Source organism: Burkholderia metallica (genome assembly GCF_001718555.1).
GTDB classification, from domain to species: Bacteria; Pseudomonadota; Gammaproteobacteria; order Burkholderiales; family Burkholderiaceae; genus Burkholderia; species Burkholderia metallica.
Genome location: NZ_CP013403.1, coordinates 464,893 through 489,484 on the forward strand (window position 1 = coordinate 464,893; position 24,592 = coordinate 489,484).

The window sequence follows — 24,592 nt, forward strand, 5'->3', positions numbered from 1 at the left end:
TGCGGTTCGCGTGCATATTCCGCCACCCCGTTAGCATGTGACGAATCGGACTTTGGATGCCGCGCGCGCGACGCTAAGATCGCCGATCCCGTAGATCGAGCGTTCAGCATAATGAAAAAGTCCGCCGCGCCGTTGCATGCTTTTCGTTTCCGTGTCGTCTGCGCCGCGCTTGCCGGTGCGGTGTCGCTCGCATCGTGCGGCGGCGTCGACGGCGATCCGCCGTCGCCGCCCGCGAACGCCACGCCGCCGCTGGCCGCGAAACGGCCGAACATCCTGTACATCATGGCCGACGATCTCGGCTATTCCGACATCCACGCGTTCGGCGGCGAGATCAACACGCCGAACCTCGACGCGCTCGTTGCGTCGGGCCGCATCCTGTCGAACCATCACACGGGCACCGTATGCGCGATCACGCGCGCGATGCTGGTCTCCGGCACCGATCACCATCTCGTCGGCGAAGGCACGATGGGCGTGCCGACCGACGAACGGCGTGGGCTGCCCGGCTACGAGGGTTACCTGAACGATCGCGCACTGTCGTTCGCACAACTATTGAAGGACGCCGGCTACCACACGTATATCGCGGGCAAGTGGCACATCGGCTCGGGGATCGTCGGCAGCGCGACGGGCAGCGGGCAGACGCCGGACCAGTGGGGCTTCGAGCGCAGCTACGTGCTGCTCGGCGGCGCGGCGACCAACCACTTCGCGCACGAGCCGGCCGGCTCGTCGAACTACACCGAAGACGGCCGCTACGTGCAGCCTGGCCAGCCCGGGCAGCCGGGCGGCACGGGCGGCAGCCCGGCCGTGTTCTATTCGACCGATTTCTATACGCAGAAGCTGATTTCGTACATCGATGCGAACAAGCGCGACGGCAAGCCGTTCTTCGCGTACGCGGCCTACACGTCGCCGCACTGGCCGCTGCAGGTGCCCGATCCGTGGCTGCACAAGTATGCGGGCGTGTACGACGCCGGCTACGACGCGATCCGCAACGCGCGGATCGCACGCCAGAAGGCGCTTGGCCTGATTCCCGCCGATTTCAGGCCGTTCGACGGGTTGCCGGAAACGACGGCCGCGTCGCCCGCGACCGCGAACAACGGCACCGCCAGCGCGAAATACATCAGCGCGGTGCACGCGGCCGCGGACGGCTACGTCGACTACGGCCCCGGCAAGGTGGACAAGCTGTGGGCGAGCCTGTCGCCGGCCGAGCGCAAGGCGCAGGCGCGCTACATGGAGATCTATGCGGGGATGGTCGAGAACCTCGACTACAACATCGGCCTGCTGATCCAGCACCTGAAGGACATCGGCGAATACGACAACACGTTCATCATGTTCCAGTCGGACAACGGCGCGGAAGGCTGGCCGATCGATTCGGGCGCGGACCCGACGGCGACCGACACCGCGAACGCGCAGGAGCCGGTCTATTCGACGCTCGGCACCGACAACGGCAAGCAGAACGCGCAGCGCCTGCAGTACGGGCTGCGCTGGGCCGAAGTGAGCGCGGCGCCGTTCCGGCTCACGAAGGGCTATTCGGCCGAAGGCGGCGTGTCGACGCCGACGATCGTGCACCTGCCGGGCCAGACGCAGTCGTTGCCGACGCTGCGCGCGTTCACGCACGTGACCGACAACACCGCGACGTTCCTCGCGGTCGCGGGCGTCACGCCGCCGTCGCAGCCGGCGCCGCCGCTCGTCAACACGCTGACGGGCGTCGACCAGAACAAGGGCAAGGTGATCTACAACAATCGCTACGTGTATCCGGTCACGGGCCAGTCGCTGCTGCCGGTGCTCACGGGATCGGCGACGGGCGAAGTGCATACGACGCCGTTCGGCGACGAAGCATACGGCCGCGCGTACCTGCGCAGCGCCGACGGCCGCTGGAAGGCGCTGTGGACCGAGCCGCCGCTCGGGCCGCTCGACGGTCACTGGCAGCTTTACGACCTCGCGTCGGATCGCGGCGAGACGACCGACGTGTCGGCGCAGAACCCGTCGGTGATCGGTACGCTCGTCGACCAGTGGAAGACTTACATGAGCAACGTCGGCGGTGTCGAACCGCTGCGTCCGCGCGGCTACTACTGACCCGGGAGCGACACGATGCGGTTCCGGTTCCGGACGATCGGCGCGGCGCTGGCCGCCATGCTGTTCGCCGCCGCGTTCGCGGCCGGCTATGCGAATCCCGTCGCCCCGGCGGGCGACGCCTTCGACGGCGCGAATCGCGGCCGCGCGCTCGCGCCGCTCGGCTCGGAGCGGCAGTGCGAACGCTACTCGGGGCTGCCGGCCGGCTGGCGCGACGACCCGCGGGCCGGGATGGTGCACCTGCGCGGCGGCGCGTTCGTGTTCGGCAGCACGCGCGGCTATGCGGACGAGCGCCCGGTGGGCGACGGCCATACGCGGGTCGGCGGGTTCTGGATCGACCAGACCGACGTGACGATCGCGCAGTTCGCCGCGTTCGTGCAGGCGACGGGCTACGTGACCGAAGCCGAGCAGCAGGGCGGCGCGGCGGTGTTCCACGTGCCGACGCGCGACGAGATGAATGCACGCGATCTCGCGTGGTGGTCGTGGGTGAAGGGCGCATCGTGGCGTCATCCGCGCGGGCCGGGCAGCGGCATCGACGGGCTCGGCAACCTGCCCGTCACGCTCGTCACGCAGCGCGATGCGTTCGCGTATGCGCGCTGGCTCGGCCGCGACCTGCCGACCGAGGCCGAATGGGAGTACGCGGGCAAGGGCGGCCGCGACGACGCGTCGCTCGACGCGGCGCCGCGCGACGCGCAGGGCAAGCCGGCCGCGAACTACTGGCAGGGCGTGTTCCCGGTGCTCGACACGGTCGAGGACGGCCATGCGGGGCTCGCGCCCGTCGGCTGTTACGTGGCGAACGGGTTCCGGCTCTACGACATGATCGGCAACGCGTGGGAATGGACGAAGGACGCTTACACCGGCCCGCACCAGTCGCACACGAACGGCGACACGGCGGCCGTCGCGCCGCCGACGCGCCGGCACGATACGCCGATGGTCATCAAGGGCGGCTCGTTCCTGTGCTCGCGCGATTACTGCGTGCGTTATCGCGCGTCGTCGCGCGAACAGCAGGAAGCCGATCTCGGCGCATCGCATATCGGGTTCCGCACGATTCTAAGGGACGCGTCATGAAGCGCATCGTGCATGAAGCGGGCGCCTGGTTGCTGGCGGCGTGCGCGTGGGTTCATTCCGGTTCGACCGTTGCCGCGGAAGCCGCGTTGCCGGCCGTACGCGTCGGCGTGACCCGCGGCGTGCATGCGCAGATCCTGGACGAAGTGAAGCGGGTCGCCGCATCGCGAGGGCTGGGCATCGACGTCGTCGAATTCGACGATCCGTCGCGCATCGATGCGGCGCTGGCAGACGGCCGGATCGACGCGGCGAGCTTCGAGGATGCGCAACAGCTGGCCGCGACGCGCGAGCGCAAACGCTACGCGCTGACCGAAGTCGCGCCGACCGTCACGCTGCCGATGGCGTTCTATTCGCGCAAGCTGAAGCGCTTGAATGAATTGCAGCCGGGGGCGACGGTCGCGATTCCCGCCGATCCGCGCGGGATGGCTCGCGCGCTCGTGCTGCTGCAGAACGACACGCTGGTGACGCTGCGCGAGCGCGCCGGGCTGCGCGCGACGCTGCGCGACGTGACCGGCAACCGGCTGGGGTTGAAGCTCGTCGCGGTGCGCCGCGATCGCCTTTACGCGGCGCTCGACACGGCCGCGTTCGTCGCGATCGACAGCGACGATGCCGCGCGCGCCGGGCTGCAACCCGCGCGCGACAGCATCGGCATCGAGGACGCGCGCTCGCCGTACGCGAACGTGCTGACGGTGCGCGATGCCGATCGCGCGAAGCCATGGGTGACGCAGCTCGTCGCCGCGTATCACTCGGACGACGTCGCGCGCTTCATCCTCACGCGCTACCAGGATTCGGTGCGGCGGCCGTGGTAGACGGCTACGGGCTCGCGTGCAACGCATGCGGACGCTGCTGCAACAGCGCGCCGACGCTGTCGTTGCGCGAACTGTTCCGGCATCGGGATCGCTTCGTCGGCGCGCTGACGATCGGTCGCGTGCCGAAGCAGCGAATCGGCGAGCGCTGGCGCGCGGGCCACCCCGGACATGCGCTCGATGCGGAAGACGTCGCGGCGTGCGACGCACTGGCGCAGCGGCTGTTTCATCGCACCGGCGGCGCGGAGGGCGAATGGATCGCGCTGACGCTGCAGGGCTACGACTATCCGTCGCTCGGCCGTTGCGCGGCGCTGGCCGACGACGGCCGCTGCAGCGTGCATGCGGACAAACCGTCGATCTGCGGTGCGGTGCCGCTCGATCCGATGTTGCCGGACCGGCTGCAGTCGCGTGTGCTGGCCGCGCGGCGCGACGACGCGGCGTGGCTCGGTGCGGACTGCATCGTCGAAACGGCGGGCGCGCGATCGTCCGTCGACGCTTCATTCCCGATTCCGCTGGTGACGGCCGGACAGGTCGCGGACCGTGCGGCGCTCGACGCGTGCCGCGATGCGCTCGCATTCGAGCGTGCGGTGTGGCGCGATGCGGTGTTCGCGTCGCTGGTCGGCGGCGGGCAGGACGTGCGCCACGCGTTGGCGCGGCTTGCTCCCGGTGGCTACCTGACCGTGTCGATCGTGCCGGTGCTGTTCGCCGTCGCGTCGGTATCCGTGCATTGCCGCGCGCTGTGCATGGCGTTCATCGACGCGCAGCGCGCGTTGATCGAGAGGAGCGTCGAAGCGGCGCTTGCGCGCCGGCATGCCGACGATCGGCCCGCGACGCGCGAGTTGCGCGGCTTCGCGCAGGCGCTTGAACGCGCGCGGCACGCACTGGCCGCGATGCCGGCTCCCGCAGCCGAACAGATGCGTGACGACGCACCGCGCATCGAAGCGTGGCTCGACGGCCGGCGCGACGTCGATACGCTCGCCGCGTGACGATCGCGGCACGCGCGGCTTGCCTTACAATCGGCGCTCTTTCAAGCGCATTCGATGGAGCGGGCATGTACGCGTCGACCTTCATTTTCCGTGCCGGGCAATACGACGACGAATTTCACCGGCTCGACCGGCAGATCGCCGAGATGGCGCGCGCGGCGCCCGGCTATCTCGGCGAGGAAACGTGGGAGAACGCCGAATCGGGGCTGATCCAGAACGTCTACTACTGGGAGTCGGAAGCGGCGCTGCGGCAGTTGATCGAGCATCCCGCGCATCTCGAGGCGAAGTCGAAGCAGGCGCGCTGGCTGGACGGTTATCGCATCGTGATTTCCAAGGTGCTGCGCGAGTATGGCGACGGCAAGCTCGCGCCGCCGCATACGGGCCAAACTGCGTGAAGGGCTGTCTGGTTCATTTCTTTCGTATTGCATAAAAATAGCGGTGCGCCGGCCGTTCGATTCCCCGGCGCATCGCCCCTCTCCGCCCCGCGTCAAAGCGCTTCGACCAGCAACCGTTTGCTCTTCTCGCAATACTCGTGACACGCGGCCCGCGCCGCGATCGCTGCGCCGTGCACGAAGCGGGGCGCGTCGGCCCGCCGCGACATCGACACGACGATCGACGGCGGCGACGGCTGCAGCGGCAGCTCGACCACTTCGCCGCTTTCGATCAACGCGTCGACGAACAGCACCGGGATCGCCGCCACGCCGAATCCGTCGCGCACGAGCTGCACGATCACCGAGATCGACGGCGAGCCGGTGATGCGCGTGTCCGACAGCGGCACGCCGTGCGCGTGCGCCAGCGTGCGGACGATGTCTTCCAGTGCGCGATGGGGCGCGGTGCCGCGTCCGTAGGTGAGGATCGGCTGGCGCAGCACCTGCCGCGCGAGGCCCGTGCGCAGGTTCGGCAGCAGCCCCGCGCGCGCGATCCAGCGCACCGGATAGTTCGCGAGCGCATCGCACACGACCGACGCCTCGTCGCTGCCTTCCACGCGGATGATCAGGTCGAGTTCACCCGCCATCAGCCGGCGCTGCAGCACGACGCTGACGTCGACGGTCAGGTCGATCTCGAGCTGCGGATAGTCGGCCGCGAGCCGCCGCATATAGTGCGGCAGCCAGCTGTGCACGACGGTCTCGATCACGCCGAGCCGCAGCTTGCCGCGCAGCGCGCTCTCGCCGGCCGCGGCAGCCTGCAGTTCCTGGGTCGCCTCGACCACGGCTTTCGCATAGCCGAGCAGGTACTCGCCGTTCGGCGTGAGCCGGAATTCGCGGCTGTCGCGGTCGACGAGTACCGTCTGCAGCTCGTCCTCGAGCGCCTTCAGGCGCTGCGAGATCGCGGCCGGCGTCGCGTGCAGCGCGGCGGCCGTCGTGCGGAAGTTGCGCAGCTTCGCGAGCGTGACGAAGGTTTCGAGAAAACGCGTGTTCATGGCGATCGGACGGACGGTGGATGCGCACTTTGCCGGTGAGGAAAAGTGAACGGGACCGGGGAAAACCCGAATCTTCGTTAAGAAATTCTATACACGAAGCGCAAAAAAACTCGTTGGCGGCAAATTTTTTTCTTTTCTATTCTTCGCCGTATCCGATGACACGCCACCGTCATCTCCACGACACCCTGATCTGCGACACAACCTCATGACCCCTTCCGAATTCCGCCAGTCCGTGCGCCAACGCGCGTTCCGCGGCCCGACCGCCGGCCAGTGCGGCCCGTACGCGCAAGCGAACCTCGCGATCCTGCCCGAAGCGTTCGCGCACGATTTCCTGCGCTTCTGTCAGGCGAATCCGAAAGCCTGCCCGCTGCTGGGCGTCGGCGAACCGGGGGCGTTCCGGATCGACGCGCTCGGCGAGGATCTCGACATCCGCACCGACGTGCCGAGCTACAACGTGTACCGCGACGGCCGCCTGACCGAACGCGTCGAGTCGCTGGAAGCGCTGTGGCGCGACGATTTCGTCGTGTTCGCGATCGGCTGCTCGTTCTCGTTCGAGGACATGCTGGCCCGCGAGGGGATCGGCCTGCGCCACGTCGAGGAAGGGCGCAACGTGCCGATGTACCGCACGTCGATTCCGAACCGCCGCGCGGGCATCTTCGGCGGTCAGCTCGTCGTGTCGATGCGGCCGATGCGCGGCGCCGACGCGATTCGCGCTGTGCAGATCACCAGCCGGTTTCCGGGCGTGCACGGCGCGCCGATCCATCTCGGCGATCCGCGCGAACTCGGTATCGCCGATCTGAACGCGCCCGAATTCGGCGATGCGGTGACGATCCGCGACGGCGAGCTGCCGGTGTTCTGGGCGTGCGGCGTGACGCCGCAAACCGCGCTGATGGACGCGAAGCTGCCGATCGCGATCGCGCACACGCCCGGCCACATGCTGATGACCGACATCACGAACGCGTCGCTCGCCGTATTCTGAGCGGCGACGAACCGCACAACGAGCCGCACGACCACCCGCACGCACGATCGCCATTCGACGGCGCACAACGACAGGAGCACCACCATGGAAAGCAAGACCCTCGCGGCGAACGCCGCGGAGCCCGCGAGCCCCGAGCGCAACGGCCTGTTCTCGTGGTACGGGCACGCGCAGCCGCGCGAGCGCCGCGCGTTCTGGAGCTGCAAGGTCGGCTACATGCTCGACGGGATGGACACGCAGATGCTGTCGTTCGTGATCCCGACGCTCGTCGCGACCTGGGGCATCTCGCTCGCGGATGCGGGCTTCATCGGCACGATCACGCTGCTCGCGTCGGCGCTCGGCGGCTGGATCGCCGGCATCCTGTCCGACCGGATCGGCCGCGTGCGCACGCTGCAGCTCACCGTGTTGTGGTTCGCGGTGTTCACCGCGCTGTGCGGACTCGCGCAGAACTATCACCAGCTGCTCGCGGCGCGCGCGCTGATGGGCTTCGGTTTCGGCGGCGAATGGACGGCCGGCGCGGTGCTGATCGGCGAAGTGATCCGCGCGCGCGACCGCGGCAAGGCGGTGGGCCTCGTGCAGTCGGGCTGGGCGATCGGCTGGGGGCTGTGCGCGCTGCTGTATGCGCTGCTGTTCTCGGTGCTGCCGGCCGAGCAGGCATGGCGCGCGCTGTTCCTCGTCGGCCTCGCGCCCGCGCTGCTGGTCGTCGCGATCCGCCGCTACGTGAAGGAGCCGGACGTCTACGAGAAGGAGAAGGCCGCGCAGGCGAAGGTGGCCGATGCGCCGCGCCTCACCGAGATCTTCGCGCCGAAGCTGATCACGACCACGCTGCGCGCGGCGCTGCTGACGACGGGCGCGCAGGGCGGCTACTACGCGATCACGACGTGGCTGCCGACCTTCCTGAAGACCGAGCGGCACCTCACGGTGATGGGCACCGGCGGCTATCTCGCGATGATCATCTTCGGCTCGTGGGTCGGCTACCTGACGAGCGCGTACCTGACCGACCGGCTCGGCCGCAAGCCGAACTTCATCCTGTTCGCGGTCGGCTCGATGGCGATCGCGTTCGCGTACACGTCGCTGAACCTGACCAATGCGTCGATGCTGTGGCTCGGCTTCCCGCTCGGCTTCTTCGCATCGGGCATCTTCTCGGGGATGGGCGCATTCCTCACCGAGCTGTTCCCGACCCGCGTGCGCGGTTCCGGCCAGGGTTTCTGCTACAACGTGGGCCGCGCGATCGGTGCGCTGTTCCCGTTCCTGATCGGCGCGCTGTCCAAGCAATACGGGCTCGGCACGAGCATCGGCATCTTCGCGGTGGCCGCGTACGGCGTGGTGATCGTCGCCGCGCTGACGCTGCCCGAGACCCGCGGCCGCGAACTCGACGCCGCCTGACGAACCCCGGCGACAGGGCCGCCGGCCCGTCGTCTTTCTTCCCCCTCGATCGACCCCGTGACACGGCGCGCGACGCGCGCCGTGCGGCGGCGCTCGCCCTTCGACTCAACGACGCATCGACCCGACATCATGACCGACCGACACCTTGACCCCGTTCCCTCCGACACAGCACGCTGGCAATTCTGGATCGACCGCGGCGGCACGTTCACCGACATCGTCGCGCGCCGGCCCGACGGCACGCTCGTCACGCACAAGCTGCTGTCCGAGAACCCCGAGCAATACCGCGACGCGGCCGTGGCCGGCATCCGCCACCTGCTCGGCCTCGCGGATGGCGAGCCGATCACGCCCGAGCGCGTCGACATGGTGAAGATGGGCACGACGGTCGCGACCAACGCGCTGCTCGAACGCAAGGGCGAACGCACCGCGCTCGCGACGACGCGCGGCTTTCGCGACGTGCTGCGCATCGCGTACCAGAACCGGCCGCGCCTGTTCGATCTGAACATCGTGCTGCCCGACGCGCTGTACGAGACCGTCGTCGAGATCGACGAGCGCATCGGCGCGCACGGCGACGTCGTCGTGCCGCTCGATGCGCAGGGCGCCGAGGCATCGCTGCGCCGCGTGTTCGACAGCGGCGTGCGTGCGCTCGCGATCGTGCTGATCCACGGCTACCGCTATACCGCGCACGAACGCGCGCTGGCGGACCTGGCGCGCCGGATCGGCTTCACGCAGGTGTCGGTGTCGCACGAGGTCTCGCCGCTGATGAAGATGGTGTCGCGCGGCGATACGACCGTCGTCGACGCGTACCTGTCGCCGATCCTGCGCCGCTACGTCGAGCAGGTCGCGCACGAGATGCCGGGCGTGAACCTGCAGTTCATGCAGAGCAGCGGCGGGCTGACGCGCGCCGACGCGTTCCAGGGCAAGGACGCGATCCTGTCGGGGCCGGCCGGCGGCATCGTCGGGATGGTGCGCGCCGCGCAGGCGGCCGGCTTCGAGCGCGTGATCGGCTTCGACATGGGCGGCACGTCGACCGACGTGTCGCACTATCACGGCGAATTCGAGCGCGTGTTCGAGACGCAGGTGGCCGGCGTGCGGATGCGCGCGCCGATGATGAGCATCCATACGGTCGCGGCCGGCGGCGGCTCGGTGCTCGGCTTCGACGGCGCGCGGCTGCGCGTCGGGCCCGAATCGGCCGGCGCGAACCCGGGGCCGGCCGCCTACCGGCGCGGCGGCCCGCTGACGGTGACCGACTGCAACGTGATGCTCGGCAAGATCCAGCCCGATCACTTCCCGCGCGTGTTCGGCCCGCATGCGAACGAGCCGCTCGACCGCGACGGCGTGATCGCGAAGTTCGCCGCGCTCGCCGACGAGATCCACGCGGCGACCGGGCGGCGCGAGACGCCCGAGGCGCTGGCCGAAGGTTTCCTCGAAATCGCGATCGGCAGCATGGCGAATGCGATCAAGAAGATTTCCGTGCAGCGCGGCCACGACGTGTCGCGCTACGTGCTGACGACGTTCGGTGGCGCGGGCGGCCAGCATGCGTGCGGCGTGGCCGACGCGCTCGGGATGACGCAGGTGTTCGCGCATCCGCTCGCGGGCGTGCTGTCCGCATACGGAATGGGCCTCGCCGACCAGACGGCGATGCGCGAGCGCGCGGTCGAGGCCGTGCTGTCCGACGCGTCGCTGCCGGCGCTGAACGCGGCGCTCGACCGGCTGGCCGACGAGGCGGTCGGCGCGCTGCTCGAACAAGGCGTGCCGCCGGAGCGGATCTCGACCGAGCGCCGCGTGCACCTGCGCTACCAGGGCACCGATTCGGCGCTCGACGTGCCGGCCGGCAGCGTCGACGCGATGCAGCAGGCGTTCGAGGCCGCGTACCGGCAGCGCTACGCGTTCCTGATGCCCGGCACGCCGCTCATCGCAGAACTCGCGTCGGTCGAGGCGATCGGCCGCTCCGACGCGCCGGTGGAGATCGCGCCGCTCGCGCCGCGCAACGAAGGCGGCGATGCCGCGCTGCGCGCCCATTCCGCGGTGCGCTTTTATTCCGGCGGCCAATGGCACGACGCGTCGCTCTACGTGCGCGACACGCTGCTGGCCGGCGACGCGATCGACGGCCCGGCGATCGTCGCGGAGAAGAACGGCACGACGGTGGTCGAGCCCGGCTGGCGCGCCGAGATGACCGCGCAGGGCAACCTCGTGCTGACGCGCACGACGCCGCTGCCGACGCGCCGCTCGCTCGGCACCGACGCCGATCCGGTGCGGCTCGAGATCTTCAACAACCTGTTCATGTCGATCGCCGAGCAGATGGGGCTGCGGCTGCAGAACACCGCGTACTCGGTGAACATCAAGGAGCGCCTCGACTTCTCGTGCGCGATCTTCGACGGCGACGGCAACCTGATCGCGAACGCGCCGCACATGCCGGTGCACCTCGGCTCGATGGGCGAGAGCATCCGCACGGTGATCGAGCGCAATCGCGGCCGCATGCGCGACGGCGACGTGTTCATGCTGAACGACCCGTATCACGGCGGCACGCACCTGCCGGACGTGACCGTCATCACGCCGGTGTTCGCGGACGGCTCGGACGCGCCGCTGTTCTACGTCGGCTCGCGCGGCCACCATGCGGACATCGGCGGCACGACGCCGGGCTCGATGCCGCCCGATTCGACCCATATCGACGAAGAAGGCGTGCTGATCGACAACTGGCAGCTCGTGTCGGCCGGCGTGCTGCGCGACGCCGACACCCGCGCGCTGCTCGCGTCGGGCCGCTACCCGGCGCGCAACGTCGAGCAGAACATGGCCGACCTGCGCGCGCAGGTGGCCGCGAACCAGAAGGGCGTCGACGAGCTGCGCCGGATGGTCGCGCAGTTCGGCCGCGACGTCGTGCTCGCGTTCATGGGGCACGTGCAGGACAACGCGGAAGAAGCCGTGCGGCGCGTGATCGGCGCGCTGCAGGACGGTGCGTACCGCTACCCGCTCGACAACGGCGCGGAGATTCGCGTCGCGATCCGCGTCGACCGCGCGGCGCGGCGCGCGGAAATCGACTTCACCGGCACGTCCGCGCAGCTCGACAACAACTTCAACGCGCCGAAGGCCGTCTGCATGGCCGCCGTGCTGTACGTGTTCCGCACGCTCGTCGGCGACGACATTCCGCTGAACGCCGGCTGCCTGAAACCGCTGACGGTGATCGTGCCGGCCCGCTCGATGCTGAACCCCGAGTATCCGGCGGCCGTCGTGTCGGGCAACGTCGAGACGTCGTCGGCGATCACCAACGCGCTGTACGGGACGCTCGGCTGCGTCGCGTCGAGCCAGGGAACGATGAACAACTTCACATTCGGCAACGATCGATACCAGTACTACGAGACGATTGCGGGCGGCAGCGGTGCCGGCGACGGCTTCGCGGGCGTCGGCGCGGTGCAGACGCACATGACGAATTCGCGGCTCACCGATCCGGAGGTGCTCGAATGGCGCTATCCGGTGCGGCTCGACTCGCACCGGATCCGCGCCGGGTCGGGCGGCGGCGGGCGCTGGCGCGGCGGCGACGGGGCGGTGCGGCGCATTCGCTTCCTCGAGCCGATGACCGCATCGATCCTGTCGAACAACCGGATCCACGCGCCGTTCGGCGCGGCGGGCGGCGAGGCGGGCGCGCTCGGCCGCAACTCGATCGAGCGGGCGGACGGCACGGTCGAGGCGCTCGACCACATCGGCCGCGCGCAGATGGCGCCGGGCGATGTGTTCGTCGTCGAAACGCCGGGCGGCGGCGGATACGGCGCGGCGGGCTGAGTCGTGCAGCCGGCGCGGGCCTCCCGCGCCGGCGCGTGAGCGGTATTGCAACGAACTGTGGATTAAAGCCGCGCATTCGCGCACAAACGGAATCAAAAATAGCGCAAATCCGGATTGCCGGACAGCGATCCGACCCTATCGAGGCGGCCCGTCGCCGCACCGTCCCCGCCGCCCGGAATCCGCCCGACACGCCCGCCCGGCGGGGCGCTCGACCCGTTTCGCGCGCCCCGTGGCGCCGCGCCGCATCCCGATCGCGCGGGCTGCACATCATGAAAAATCCGACTTGCCAATCGAGTCCCGATTCCTTGACACTCTGCTCTAAATGTGAGTGCCAATTCTGATCGTCATTTGATAAGATGGGTTTCATCATTCGTTAGGCAGCACCTGCGCGCATCACGCGCGAACGCCGGGTCGCATTGGCTGGAAACAAGTACGGGACGAGGCCCATATCACGGCAATCACGGCTGTCCTTCCGGATGCGCGCGGCGCGCGGCACGGAAGGAGGGCCGGCCGGCTCGCCTCCGTCTACACTGTGCGTTTTTTCTGGATCGGGGCGTCTTCATGGATGACGAAAACGATAGCGCGGTGCTCGAAGCGCACGTCGGTACGCGCAGCCCCTGCTGGCGTCTCGGCAGCGACAGCAATGCACTCGAACTGGCCGCCGTTCGCGGCCTGACCAACGTCGCCGTCGCGCTGACGGCCGAACAGGCTGCGCGCATCCGCGCGCTGACCGGCGTCACGTCGCACCTCGTGCTCGACATCACGCTGTTCGGCGAGCCGGTGAGCCTTCATCTCGTCGGCAGGAAAGTCGACCCGACCGACTGGGCCGGCACGGCCTCCGCGTATTCCGACACCGAATCCGTCGCGAGCGATCTCGCGCACGGGCTCGCGTTCGCCGAGCAGGTCGTGTCCGAGGTGAATTCGCTCGTCGTGATCCTCGACCGCAACGGGATGGTGCAGCGCTTCAACCGCCTGTGCGAGGAAGTGACGGGCAAGCGGGAAGTCGACGTGATCGGCCGCAGCGCGTTCGAGCTGTTCATGAGCCCCGAGGAGGGCGCGCAGTCGCGCAGCAACATCACGGGCTTTTTCGCGAGCAACCATTCGTTCGCGGTCGAGCGCTACATCAACACGGTCAACGGGCCGCGCCTGTTCCAGTTCCGCAACAAGTTCGTGCAGAGCGGCAGCGGCGTCGACGAGCAGTTCCTGATCTGCTCGGGCATCGACATCACCGAGGAGCGCAGCGCGCAACAGCGGCTCAGCGAGCTTGCCAACACCGACGTGCTCACCGGGCTGCCGAACCGTCATGCGATCAGCGAGCGCATCCACGCGGCGATCGCCGCCGAAACCGCCGTATCGCGCGGGCAGGTCGGCATCCTGTTCCTCGACCTCGACAACTTCAAGCGCGTCAACGATCACTACGGGCACATCACCGGCGACCGGCTGCTGCAGGACGTGTCGGCGATCATCAGCGGCTGCCTGCCGTCCGGCGCGACGCTCGCGCGGCTCGGGGGCGACGAATTCCTCGTGCTGTTCGAGCACGGCACGCGGCCGCTGCTCGAAGCGACCGCGCAGATCATTCTCGAACGGCTGCGCACGCCGATCCATCTCGGGCTGATGGAGGTCTACACGAGCTGCTCGATCGGCATCGCGATGCATCCGCAGCACGGCGATTCGCTCGAGACGCTGATCCGCAGCGCGGATACCGCGATGTATGTCGCGAAGGAAGAGGGCAAGCATACGTACCGCGTGTTCTCGCTGGAGATGAACCAGAAGGTCGCGAAGTACATGTGGCTCGACACGAATCTGCGCAAGGCGCTCGAAGAGGAGCAGTTCGTGCTGCACTACCAGCCGGTCGTCGACATCGCGACCGGCGACGTGCACGGCGTCGAGGCGCTGATCCGCTGGCAGTCGCCCGACCGCGGGCTTGTCGCGCCGGTCGAGTTCATCCGCTTCGCGGAGGAGTCGGGCCTGATCGCGCCGCTCGGGCGCTGGGTGATGCGCACCGCGGCCGCGCAGGCCGCCGCATGGAAGGCGCAGGGGCTCGGCATCCGGATCGCGGTGAACGTGTCCGCGCGGCAGTTGCAGGACATGAACATCGTGCACCAGATGGCGTCGATACTCGACGCCGCGGGGCTGAAGCCCGGCCTGCTCGACATCGAGCTGACCGAGAGCTGCTTCATCGACGACGAGGACGCGGCCAACGGGCTGATGCGGCAGTTCCGCCAGCTCGGCGCGGAGATTCATCTCGACGATTTCGGCACCGGCTATTCGTCGCTGTCGCAACTGTCGCGCCTGCCGCTCGACGCGATCAAGCTCGACCGCACCTTCATCACGGGCATCGACCGCAATCCGCGCTCGCAGGCGCTGGTGCGCTCGGTCGTGTCGCTCGCGAAGGCGCTGAATTTCGCGGTGGTCGCCGAAGGCGTCGAAACGCATGCGGAAGCCGAATTCCTCAAGCAGCTCGACGTCGATCACGCGCAGGGCTACTACTACGCGCGGCCGATGCCGGCGCAGGCGTTCGAGGCGTGGCTCGCGGAGACGCGAAAGCTCAGGCTGATCGCCTGAGCGTCGTTGATGAGCGGGCGCCGCCGGCCCACGGCGGCGCCCGTCGTATTACACCGTGCGCAGTTTCGACACGCGGCGGTTCTGCAGCATCACGAGGCGTTCCATGTATGCGAGATCCTTCGGCTCGATCGTGAACGCCGCATGCACCCACGCTTCCGTGATGTCCATCAGCTCGGAGCGCGTCAGCTGGAACACCCGCTCGCGTGCGCGCAGCATCGCGCGCACGCCGTTCAGCTTCGGCTTCGTCACGTCGATGAAGGTGCGCGTCGCGAGATAGGCGTCGCCCGCGTCGAACGTCTGGTCGACCAGGCCGCGATCCTCGTACCACTCGGCGGCGTGCGCCTCGCCGGTCGCGATCAGTTGCTCCGCCAGGCCCCGATCGGCCTTGCGCGCGACGAGCGAATAGCCGCCCATGCCCGGGAACAGGTTGAACGCGATCTCGGGGAACCCGAGCTTCACGCCCTTCTGCGCGAGCACGTAGTGATGTGCGAGCGCGGCCTCGAAGCCGCCGCCGAGCGCGCTGCCCTCGACCATCGCGATCGAGATCGCGCCGGTGCCGAAGCCCGTGTAGATCTCGTACACGCCGTCGATGCACGAGCGCGCGTAGGCCATCAGCAGGTCGCGCTTGCCGCTGCGGATCGCGTCGACGAAAAAGCTCAGGTCGCCGCCGACGTTGAACAGCTCGGGCACGAGCGAGCCCGTCACCCAGAAGTCGAACGGCAGGCCCGAATCGCGTGCGACGCGCGCGAGATGGATGATGTCGGTAACGAGTTGCTGGTTGAAGCAGGGCCGCGGCTCCGATCGCAGCATCATCCACATGACATTACGTCCCTCCTCATAAAAGGCAGTCAGTTGCGTGAGTTCGCCGGCTTCGTAAAACGGGCGGCACGCGGGATGGGATTGGAGTTGCATGGTATGTCCTCGTGAGATGTGGTTTTTGAAGACCGTCACGCCCGGAGCCGGGCGGGAGACGGGTGTCCCGCCGGGCGCCGGGCGCGAGGCACCGCCATTGTTGCGCGCGCACAAAAGTCGAATTGCGGGGAACAACGCACGACCTGAACGGGGATGCCGATTGCGTCGGTGCGGGTGGGGAAGGCGGTCGCGGGCAGGGCGGGCCGGCGTCGGACGGCGGTGGACGGGGCTGCAGGAGCGGGACGGTGGGTGGGGCCGGTTCGCCGTGTTGCGCGAATGCGCGTCAGCGGCCGATCCGGCGCGTGGCCGGCGGTGGCGTCCGCTGGAACGCCGGGACGGGGCGGAACACGCAGGGGCGCGATGCGGGCGTGGCGCACCGGCGCGGCGCACCGGGCGAGCCTGCGCCTCGCGCGCACGCGTGCCGCCGCGCGGCTTGACGCTCGCCGGCACGTCACCCACACTGGGTCGCACGACGGGCACGCGGCGCGCGAGCCGTCATCTGCGCGTCATGTGAATCGAGTCATGCGAATCGAGTCATCGGTGCCGGCGCGCGCCCGTCGCGCCCGGCAACGAACGCGCGGAGAGCTTCGACGTGGTGCTTTTCCCTTCCCGATGGGCCGGCGGCCTGCTCGCCTGCGCGATCGCGCTCGGCGCCGACGCGGCCGTGGCCGATGCGCGCGGCAACGGCGGCACCGGCGGCGACGCGCCCGTCACGATCGTCAGCGACGTCCACGAATTCGTGATCCAGCACGACGGTTCGCTCGACGAGCACGACGATTCGACGCTGCGCGCGAACGACGCGAACGGCATCGATGCGATCGCGCAGCGCTACGTGTGGTTCGACAAGCATCTCGAGAAGGTGGACCTGCTCGCGGCCGAGACGATCGACCGCGACGGTGTCGCGCATCCGGTCGGCGCGGACGGCATCCGCGACGTGCAGGAACCGCGCTCGGCGGGCGCGCCGACGTTTCAGGACGGGCTGTTGCGCACCGTCGTGTTTCCCGGCGTCGAAGCCGGGTCGAGCACGCGCGTGGCGTTCCGCAAGACCCGCACGAAGCCGGTCAACCGCGGCTACTTCGGCTACACCGTCGAGCCGTCGCGCGAGCCCGTCGACAGCCAGCGGCTGATCTTCGACGTGCCGGCCGACATGCCGCTGTACGCGGATGCACGCGGCTACGTCGCGCTGCCGCCGGTCACCGCGAACGGCCGCACGCGCTACGAATTCGACTACCGGCACGGCCCGTACGACCGCATCGAGAGCGGTGCGGTGGGCTACGCGACCTACGGCGACCGGCTCGTCGTGTCGACGCTGCCCGACTATGCGGCGTTCGCCGCGCGCTACCGCGACGCAGCCGTCGATCCGGGCGCGGACGATCCGGCCGTCGCGCAACTGGCGCGCACGCTCACCGCGGGCGCCGCCGATCCGCGCGACAAGGCGCGCATCCTGTACGACTGGGTGCAGGCGAACATCCGCTACGTCGGGCTGTTTCTCGGCGAAACGGCCGCCGCGCCGCATCGCGTCACGGACATCCTGCGCAACCGCTACGGCGACTGCAAGGATCATGTCGCGCTGTTCGGCGCGCTGCTCTCGGCGGTCGGCATCCGCAGCGAACCGGTGCTGCTCAATCTCGGGGCCGTCTATACGCTGCCGGCGGTGCCCGGTTACGGCGGCGGCGCGATCAATCATGCGATCACGTGGCTACCCGATCTCGGCCGCTATGCGGATACGACGACGGCCGGCATCGCGTTCGGCTACCTGCCGCCGATCGTGATGGACCGTCCCGCGCTGCTCGTCGATACGGGCGTGCTGTCGCGCACGCCGGCCACGCAGCCGCGCGCGCGCATCGCGCGGGTCGAGATCGATGCGGCCGGCCCGGGCGCCGCGCGGTTTCACGCGTACGTCGAGGACGACGGCTGGACGGCCGAACTCGAACGCAACCTGTTTCGCCGTGCGACGCCCGACGCCGTCGCGCAACTCGCGAACGACCGTCTGCGGCGAAGCGGGCTGCGCGGGCGCGCGCAATTGTCGACCAGCGACCGGCGCGTGACCGACGGGCCGTTCGACGTGACGCTGTCGGGCACGCTCGATCATGTCGTGTGGCCCGACGGCACGACCGCGGTGCCCACGCTGTCGAGCCTGACGGGCGGGATCGCGACGCAGGTCGAAGGCTGGCTGGCCGAACCCGTGCGCACGCAGCCGTGGGGCTGCATCGGCGGCACGTTCGACGAGACCGGCCAGATCGCGCTGCCGGCCGGCGTCGCGGTGACCGACCTGCCGGCCGATACCGCCGTGCACGACCGCTTCGTCGACTTCACGTCGCACTACGTATTCGACGCGGCCGCGCGCGTCGTGCAGGTCACGCGGCGCATGACGGCGGATTTCGGCCGTCAGGTGTGTACGCCGGACGAATTCACGGCGCTGCGCGCGTCGCTCGAACGCATCGAACGCGACACGCAGGCGCAGATCGTCGTGCGGGCGAAAGGGCGTTGAACGGGCAGCGCAAGCGTGCGTGTCGCGTGTGGGCCGCCGGACAGGAGGGACATCATGACGGAACGGGATCACGAGATCGCCGATCTCTCGAAGGAATTGCTGGGCCGGATCGTGCAAGGCGCCGTCGCGAGCGGTGCGGTCGTCGATGTGGAGCAGTGCGTGGCGCTCGCCGTGCAGTGCGCGACGGCGTTGATCGACAGGTTGGATGCGCGCACCGACTGAGTACTGCATTGCCGCGCGGCGGTGGGCCGGGAGAGGCCGGACCACGAACGCGACGCGACCGCGGCCGGCATCACGCATCACGCATCACGCATCACGCGTCGACCCGCACCTCGCCGTCCGCGCGCACCGCACCCGGCGGCTTGCCGACCACGCGCTTGAACGCGCGGCTGAAGGCGGCGAGCGAGCCGTAGCCGAGCCGGTACGCGACGGCCTCGATCGTCTCGCGGTCGCGCGTGATCCATTGCGCGGCGAGCCGCATCCGCAGTTCGGTCAGATAGCGCACGGGCGTCATGCCGGTGGCCGCGAGAAAGCGTTCGGCGAACACCGAACGCGACACGCCTGCTTCGGTCGCGAGTTCCGCCACACTCCAGTTGCGCCCCGGGTCGCGATGCAGCGCGACGATCGCGCGACCGAGCTTCGGCTCGCGCAGCGCCTGCACCCAGCCCGCCGCGTCGCCGCATCCGCACTCGACCCAGCCGCGCACGATGAACGCCGCGACCACGTCCGCGAGCCGCGCGAGGATGCCCGCGAAGCCCGCGCGCGCCGAGCACGCTTCGCGCTCCATCGCGTCGAGCATCGGGCGGATCTCCGGGTAGCGCGCGAGCAGCGTGCCGACGTGCATCAACTCCGGCATCGTGCCAACCAGCGGCTGCATGCCGCCGAGATCGAGCTCCATGCACGCGCTGAAGATCAGCGCGTCGCCGGCGCCAGGCTCGGTCGTCGCGCCGGGCGCCGGCGACGTGCCGGTCGACGCCACCGACGCGACCGTGTCGCAGATCTTCGCGACCTCGAAGCCGTTGATCTCGCGACACGGCGCATCGGGGTCGGATACCAGCGCGTGCATCCCGCCGTGCGGCAGCAGGATCGCGTCGCCGGCCTCGAGCCGCATCGTGTCGCCCGACGCATTGCGCAGCAGCACGGGCCCGCGCCCGACGAAATGGAACTGCGCGCGGCCCGTCACATGGCCGAAGTTCAGCCCGAACGGCCGCGCGACCTGGATGCGGCGGTACTGCACGCCGCTCAGGCGCATCCCCAGCAGCAACTCGCTGACGAGGTCGTGCGCGTCGGGGATGGGAGGGAGCAGGGGCTCGGACATTTTGAGATTCGGACGATCGATCAACAAGAGCGGATTGTATGTCATAGACCGTCCTGATGTGGTTCCTTACGATACGCTCTCGTCAGTATTTTCCCTAACCGACACGGAACCCCGTATGAATCCCGGAACCTCCACGGCCGCCTCGACGGCGGCCCCCCGCGAACCGGCCTGGGGCGCGGTATTCGCGATGACGCTCGGCGTCTTCGGGCTCGTCACTGCCGAATTCCTGCCCGCCAGCCTGCTGACGCCGATGGCCGAGAGTCTCGGCGTGACCGAAGGCGTGGCCGGGCAGGCCGTCACGGCCACCGCGACGGTCGCGCTCGTCACGAGCCTGCTGATCTCGGCGCTGACGCGCACGATCGACCGGCGGCGCGTGCTGCTCGTGTTCTCGCTGCTGCTCGTCGCATCGAACCTGGCCGTCGCGTTCGCGCCCAATCTCGCGATGCTGCTGGTCGGCCGCGTCGTGCTCGGCGTCGCGCTCGGCGGTTTCTGGACGATGGCGACGGCTACCGCGATGCGGCTCGTGCCCACGGCGATGGTGCCGCGCGCGCTGTCGATCATCTTCAGCGGCGTGGCGGTCGCCACCATCGCGTCCGCGCCGATGGGCAGCTACTTCGGACACCTGATCGGCTGGCGCAACGTGTTCCTGATCGCGGCCGTGCTCGGCGGCCTCGCGTTCGTGTCGCAGGTCGTCACGCTGCCGCCGATGCCGCCGAGCGGCACGACGCGGCTGCGCACGCTGATCGACGTGCTGCGCCGGCCGACCGTCGGCCTCGGGATGTTCGCGACGATCCTCGTGTTCACCGGGCATTTCGCGTTCTTCACGTATCTGCGGCCGTTTCTCGAACAGGTCGCGGGCGTCGGCGTGAACGGGCTGTCGGCGATCCTGCTCGGCTACGGCATTGCGAACTTCGTCGGCACGTCGCTCGCCGGCCGCGTGCTCGAACACCGGTTGCGGCCGATGCTGATCGGGATGCCCGCGCTGATGGTCGTGCTCGGCGTCGCGCTCGTCGCGCTCGGCCGCGCGCCGATGGTCGACGCGGTGCTCGTCGCGTTGTGGGGGATGGCGTTCGGCGGCGTGCCCGTCGCGTGGTCGACGTGGGTCACGCGCACCGTGCCGGATGAAGCCGAGAGCGCGGGAGGCCTGATCGTCGCGGCGATCCAGCTCGCGATCGCGACGGGCGCGGCGGCCGGCGGCGTCGTGTTCGACGCGAACGGTGCGGCCGGCGTGTTCGTGGCCGCCGCCGTCGTGCTGGCCGTCGCGGTCGCGACGATCGTGACCGGCGTGCCGAAGCGCGTCGGCGTGGCGTCCGCGCTGGCGGAGTGATCGGCACCGGCGGGCCGCCCGGCCCGCCGGTCAGCGCAGCGGTGCGTGCGCGTCGAGCAGTTGCCGGTGGCGTGCTTCGGTCGCATCGTCGGCGGGGAACATGCACTCCATGCGCAGTTCCTGCGCGGCGGCGCTTTGCGGCGTGCCCACCGTCGTGACCAGCGAGAAGTAACGCAGCACGACGCCTTCGTGCACGAAGCCGATCGGGATGACCGGCAGCGACGGCGCGGCGGCCGGCGCCGGCGGCGTGTTCCAGTCGCGCGGCGCGTCGGGGCTGGCGAGCAGGTCGTCGAGCAATTGCCGGGTTTCATCGTCGAGCACGCGGCCGACCGATTCCCGATGCACGCGCTGCAGCAGGCTGCGCGACACCGACTCCCAGTCGGCGAGGAACGGCCGCATGCCGTGCGGATCGAACATCAGGCGCAGCAGGTTGCGCGGGCCGTCGCGCGCGGCCATGTCGATGAAGCAGCCGAAAAAGCGCGGCGCCGCCTCGTTGGTCATCAGCACGTTCCAGTGGCGGTCCATCACGATCGCCGGAAACGGCTCGTGCTGGCGCACGACCCGTTCGAGCGCGCGGATCACGCCGTGCATCTCCCGCGCATCCCACGGCGCTTCCGAATACACCGGCGCATAGCCGGCCGCGAGCAGCAGCGCGTTGCGCTCGCGCAGCGGCACGTCCAGCGTCTGCGCGAGCGTCAGCAGCGTGTCGCGGCCCGGCACGCTGCGTCCGCTTTCGATGAAGCTGATCTGGCGCTGCGAGATCCCCGCATCGAGCGACAGGCCGAGCTGGCTCACGCCGCGCACGTCGCGCCAGTAGCGCAGCAACCGGCCCAGTTCGTGCGGCGGCGTGTGCGGATCGCGGCGGCTGGCGTTCATCGTGCCTTCTCCCTGGGTGTTCCGTGAGCGATGCGATCGACTCTACCGGACTCACGCGGCGTTCGCCCGCCACGCGAATGCGTCGAACGGCGCTTCGAGCGCGGGCCGCGCGACGCTGCCGACGTAGTTCGTGATCGTCGAAGCGGCCACCACCGCGATCACTTCCAGCAACTGTTCGGCCGTGAAGCCGGCGTCGAAGAACGCCTGCCGGTCGGCATCGGCCAGCCGGCCGCGGGTGTCGATCAGCCTGCGCGCGGTGGCCGACAGCGCGGCCAGCGTCGCGTCGGCGGGCAGGCCGCCGCGCCGGATCGCGTCGACGTCGGCGTGGGTCACACCCTGTTTCAATGCAAGCGCGGTATGGAACGCGACCGGCCATTCGCTCGCGTTCGCGACCGCGTTGGTGAGCAGCAGCGTCTGGATCTGCGGCTCGGTGAGGCTGCTTGCGTGCACGCGCTCGAACAGCCCGATGAAGCCGTTGATCAGCACCGGCGACGCGGCCATGGCCGCCGCGACGTTCGGGATCACGCCGAAGGTCTGCTGGAGTTGCTGGAGGACGGGCCTGGATGCGGCCGGCGCCGAGTCGATCGTATGAAGCGGATAGGCGGACATGGTGTCTCCGGGTGACGCGCGTCGCCGGCATGGCGGCGCGACACCCGAAGCGTAGGCGCGGCCGTGTCGCGCGCCAATTACATGCGATGTCATCGTGCGGTGCGCGCGAGGCCGGCCGTCGCGCGTAGCGGTCAACCGCCTTGCCGGATCATCTCCGCGAGCGTATTCATCGCCTGCAGGTACGGATACGGCCCGTGGCTGATGCGGGCCACGCCGCATTGCGCGAATTCGGCGAGCGTCGGCGTGGCCGCGACGCGCATCACGTTCACCGGCAGCGGCGACGCGGCCGTCAGCGCGCGAATGAGCGCCGGCGAGCGCAGCCCGGGCACGAACAGGCCGTCGGCGCCGGCCGCGGCGTACGCGTGCGCGCGGGCCAGCGCGGCGTCGAGCAGGCGCTCGTCGTGCGTGTCGGCCGGCGCCTTGAAGAACACGTCGGACCGCGCGTTGATGAAGTAATTCGCGCCCGCGCGATCCGCGGCTTGCCGTGCGGCCGCGAGGCGGGCCGCTGCCGCGTCGACGTCGCGCAATTCGCCCGTCGCCGGGAAGCTGTCTTCGAGATTGCAGCCGACCGCGCCGGCCTCGATGCTCAGTGCGATCGTTTCGCCGACGTCCTCCGGCCGCTCGCCGTATCCGCTTTCGAGATCGACGGAGACGGGCAGGTCGGTCGCGCGCGTGATTCGCGCGAGCACTTCCATCATCAGCGCACGCGGCATCTGCTCGCCGTCGACGAAGCCGTTGGCTGCCGCGACGGACCAACTGCCGGTGGCCAGCGCGACGGCGCCCGCGTCGGCCGCCGTGCGCGCGCTGCCGGCGTCCCACACGTTGAACAACGCCAGCGGCTGGCCCGCGCGGTGAAGCGACCGGAAATACTCACCTTTGTCATTGCTGCTCATACTTGCTCCTCGTTGTGGAAAACCGGATCGGTCGTCGTGCCGAACGATACTGCCACCGAATCGAGCGCCGCGAGGAAATCGCGTGCGTCGAACAGTTCGCCGAGACTGCGCACGCCGCCCGATACCACGGTGTCACCCGTGACCACGCGCACGGCCGCTTCGACGATGATCGGTGCGCTGACCGCGTAGATGTCGCGCCCGGACGCCGTCGCGCGGTGCGTCGTGCCGTGCTGCACGACGATCGCGTCCATTGCGAACTGCTGCGCCGAGCGGCCCAGCGCGTCGGTCGGCACGGGCGGCGGCGTGGCCGCATCGCGCACGTCGCGCAGCGCGCGCGTGGCGAGCCACGATTCGATCGTATCGATGCGCAGATGGCGCGATAGCGTCATCACTTCCGAAAACGGCAGCAGCGTCACGTCGACGCGGCCGATCGGCGGCGGGAACGGCCACGCGCGTTCGCGTGCGGCCGACGGCACCGGCATCGGCTTGCCGTCCTTTTGCACGAGCCGCACCGCGCGGTTGCGCTCGCCCGTCACGCGCGTGCCGCGGGTCGGGTGCCAGCGATCGAGCCCCGTCGCGACATCGACGCGCTCGATCGGCCGGTTCGTGTCCGCGACGGCGGTCACGAGCAGGTCGGCAAGGCCGCCGTAGAACGCCGCGGCCGGCACGACGGTCACGCCCGCGGCGCGCGCCCGGGTATCGCAGTGTTCGGCCAGCGCCAGCACCGACGGTTGTTCGGCGCTCAGGTCGAGATACGGGATGCCGGCCCGCAGCGCGGCGTCGGCCAGCGGCAGCGCGGTGTCGACGAACGGGCCCGCGCAGTTGATCACCGCATCGGCGCCGCGGAGCGCGGCGTCGAGTGCCGCCGGATCGTCGACCGCGGCGACGCGTGCGGTTGCCGGATCGCCGTCCGCTTGCGCGAGCCGTGCGGCGTCGCGGCCGATGCGGATCGCGCCCAGGCCGCGCCGCGCCAGTTCCGCGACGACGAACCGGCCGGTGTGGCCCGTCGCGCCATAGACTGCAACCGTCATTCGATCGTCCATGATCCACTCCGATACAGAACGGTCTGTTTTATAGTACAGACCTGTAGCGTGCGTCAAGCACGCGGTGCTATGATCCGGTCA

19 protein-coding genes are annotated in these 24,592 nt (G+C 69.6%); 12 read left to right on the top strand and 7 right to left on the bottom strand.

The window, feature by feature from the left end; all coding sequences use genetic code 11:
• The first annotated feature begins 111 nt into the window (after window positions 1–111).
• The 5 genes from WJ16_RS21890 to WJ16_RS21910 all read left to right on the top strand — a co-directional run bounded on the left by WJ16_RS21890 (window position 112) and on the right by WJ16_RS21910 (window position 5,316).
• Complete coding sequence (locus WJ16_RS21890) at window positions 112–2,070, top strand: arylsulfatase (RefSeq protein WP_069259181.1); 1,959 nt, start codon at window positions 112–114, stop codon at window positions 2,068–2,070.
• 15 nt (window positions 2,071–2,085) lie between these two features.
• Window positions 2,086–3,135: a formylglycine-generating enzyme family protein gene (locus WJ16_RS21895; protein WP_069259182.1), complete on the top strand. Its 1,050-nt coding sequence runs from the start codon at window positions 2,086–2,088 to the stop codon at window positions 3,133–3,135.
• Window positions 3,132–3,941 (top strand): MetQ/NlpA family lipoprotein, encoded by an 810-nt coding sequence (locus tag WJ16_RS21900; protein ID WP_069259183.1) that lies wholly within the window; start codon window positions 3,132–3,134, stop codon window positions 3,939–3,941. Before WJ16_RS21895 ends, WJ16_RS21900 begins: the two co-directional genes overlap by 4 nt.
• Complete coding sequence (locus WJ16_RS21905) at window positions 3,935–4,924, top strand: flagellin N-methylase (RefSeq protein WP_069259184.1); 990 nt, start codon at window positions 3,935–3,937, stop codon at window positions 4,922–4,924. The genes WJ16_RS21900 and WJ16_RS21905 overlap by 7 nt, the downstream gene beginning before the upstream one ends.
• A gap of 65 nt (window positions 4,925–4,989) precedes the next feature.
• On the top strand, window positions 4,990–5,316 hold the full coding sequence (locus WJ16_RS21910) for an antibiotic biosynthesis monooxygenase family protein (protein WP_069259185.1): 327 nt from the start codon (window positions 4,990–4,992) through the stop codon (window positions 5,314–5,316).
• Window positions 5,317–5,408: 92 nt separating this feature from the next.
• On the opposite strand, the gene WJ16_RS21915 is transcribed toward WJ16_RS21910, so the two are convergent.
• Window positions 5,409–6,341: a LysR family transcriptional regulator gene (locus tag WJ16_RS21915; RefSeq protein ID WP_069259186.1), complete on the bottom strand. Its 933-nt coding sequence runs from the start codon at window positions 6,339–6,341 to the stop codon at window positions 5,409–5,411.
• Between the two features lie 205 nt (window positions 6,342–6,546).
• On the opposite strand from WJ16_RS21915, the gene WJ16_RS21920 reads away from it, so the two are divergent.
• The 4 genes from WJ16_RS21920 (at window position 6,547) to pdeR (ending at window position 15,042) form a co-directional block, all read left to right on the top strand.
• A complete protein-coding gene (locus WJ16_RS21920; RefSeq protein ID WP_069259187.1) occupies window positions 6,547–7,320 on the top strand; it encodes a putative hydro-lyase in 774 nt (257 codons plus the stop codon).
• An 84-nt stretch (window positions 7,321–7,404) separates the two neighbouring features.
• Window positions 7,405–8,703: an MFS transporter gene (locus WJ16_RS21925; RefSeq protein WP_069259188.1), complete on the top strand. Its 1,299-nt coding sequence runs from the start codon at window positions 7,405–7,407 to the stop codon at window positions 8,701–8,703.
• Window positions 8,704–8,832: 129 nt separating this feature from the next.
• Complete coding sequence (locus WJ16_RS21930) at window positions 8,833–12,477, top strand: hydantoinase B/oxoprolinase family protein (protein WP_069259189.1); 3,645 nt, start codon at window positions 8,833–8,835, stop codon at window positions 12,475–12,477.
• A gap of 561 nt (window positions 12,478–13,038) precedes the next feature.
• Window positions 13,039–15,042: a cyclic di-GMP phosphodiesterase gene (pdeR, locus tag WJ16_RS21935; RefSeq protein ID WP_069259190.1), complete on the top strand. Its 2,004-nt coding sequence runs from the start codon at window positions 13,039–13,041 to the stop codon at window positions 15,040–15,042.
• A 48-nt stretch (window positions 15,043–15,090) separates the two neighbouring features.
• Here the strand turns inward: pdeR and WJ16_RS21940 are convergent, their stop codons facing one another.
• Window positions 15,091–15,954, bottom strand: a complete 864-nt coding sequence (locus tag WJ16_RS21940; RefSeq protein WP_069259191.1) for a crotonase/enoyl-CoA hydratase family protein — start codon at window positions 15,952–15,954, stop codon at window positions 15,091–15,093.
• A gap of 592 nt (window positions 15,955–16,546) precedes the next feature.
• Here WJ16_RS21940 and WJ16_RS21945 point away from each other — a divergent pair.
• Complete coding sequence (locus WJ16_RS21945; protein WP_069259192.1) at window positions 16,547–18,445, top strand: DUF3857 domain-containing protein; 1,899 nt, start codon at window positions 16,547–16,549, stop codon at window positions 18,443–18,445.
• Between the two features lie 54 nt (window positions 18,446–18,499).
• On the top strand, window positions 18,500–18,667 hold the full coding sequence (locus tag WJ16_RS35350) for a hypothetical protein (protein WP_167375393.1): 168 nt from the start codon (window positions 18,500–18,502) through the stop codon (window positions 18,665–18,667).
• 91 nt (window positions 18,668–18,758) lie between these two features.
• Here WJ16_RS35350 and WJ16_RS21950 read toward each other — a convergent pair whose 3' ends face one another.
• Window positions 18,759–19,808, bottom strand: a complete 1,050-nt coding sequence (locus WJ16_RS21950) for an AraC family transcriptional regulator (protein WP_069259193.1) — start codon at window positions 19,806–19,808, stop codon at window positions 18,759–18,761.
• Between the two features lie 70 nt (window positions 19,809–19,878).
• Here WJ16_RS21950 and WJ16_RS21955 point away from each other — a divergent pair, with 70 nt between their 5' ends.
• Complete coding sequence (locus tag WJ16_RS21955) at window positions 19,879–21,090, top strand: MFS transporter (protein WP_069259194.1); 1,212 nt, start codon at window positions 19,879–19,881, stop codon at window positions 21,088–21,090.
• A gap of 30 nt (window positions 21,091–21,120) precedes the next feature.
• On the opposite strand, the gene WJ16_RS21960 is transcribed toward WJ16_RS21955, so the two are convergent.
• The 4 genes from WJ16_RS21960 to WJ16_RS21975 all read right to left on the bottom strand — a co-directional run bounded on the left by WJ16_RS21960 (window position 21,121) and on the right by WJ16_RS21975 (window position 24,511).
• Window positions 21,121–21,966, bottom strand: coding sequence for a helix-turn-helix domain-containing protein (locus WJ16_RS21960; RefSeq protein ID WP_069259195.1), 846 nt, complete (start codon window positions 21,964–21,966; stop codon window positions 21,121–21,123).
• A gap of 51 nt (window positions 21,967–22,017) precedes the next feature.
• A complete protein-coding gene (locus WJ16_RS21965) occupies window positions 22,018–22,575 on the bottom strand; it encodes a carboxymuconolactone decarboxylase family protein (protein ID WP_069259196.1) in 558 nt (185 codons plus the stop codon).
• Window positions 22,576–22,706: 131 nt separating this feature from the next.
• Window positions 22,707–23,468: an isocitrate lyase/PEP mutase family protein gene (locus tag WJ16_RS21970; protein WP_069259197.1), complete on the bottom strand. Its 762-nt coding sequence runs from the start codon at window positions 23,466–23,468 to the stop codon at window positions 22,707–22,709.
• Window positions 23,465–24,511 (bottom strand): saccharopine dehydrogenase family protein, encoded by a 1,047-nt coding sequence (locus WJ16_RS21975; protein WP_069259198.1) that lies wholly within the window; start codon window positions 24,509–24,511, stop codon window positions 23,465–23,467. The genes WJ16_RS21970 and WJ16_RS21975 overlap by 4 nt, the downstream gene beginning before the upstream one ends.
• Window positions 24,512–24,592: the final 81 nt, after the last annotated feature.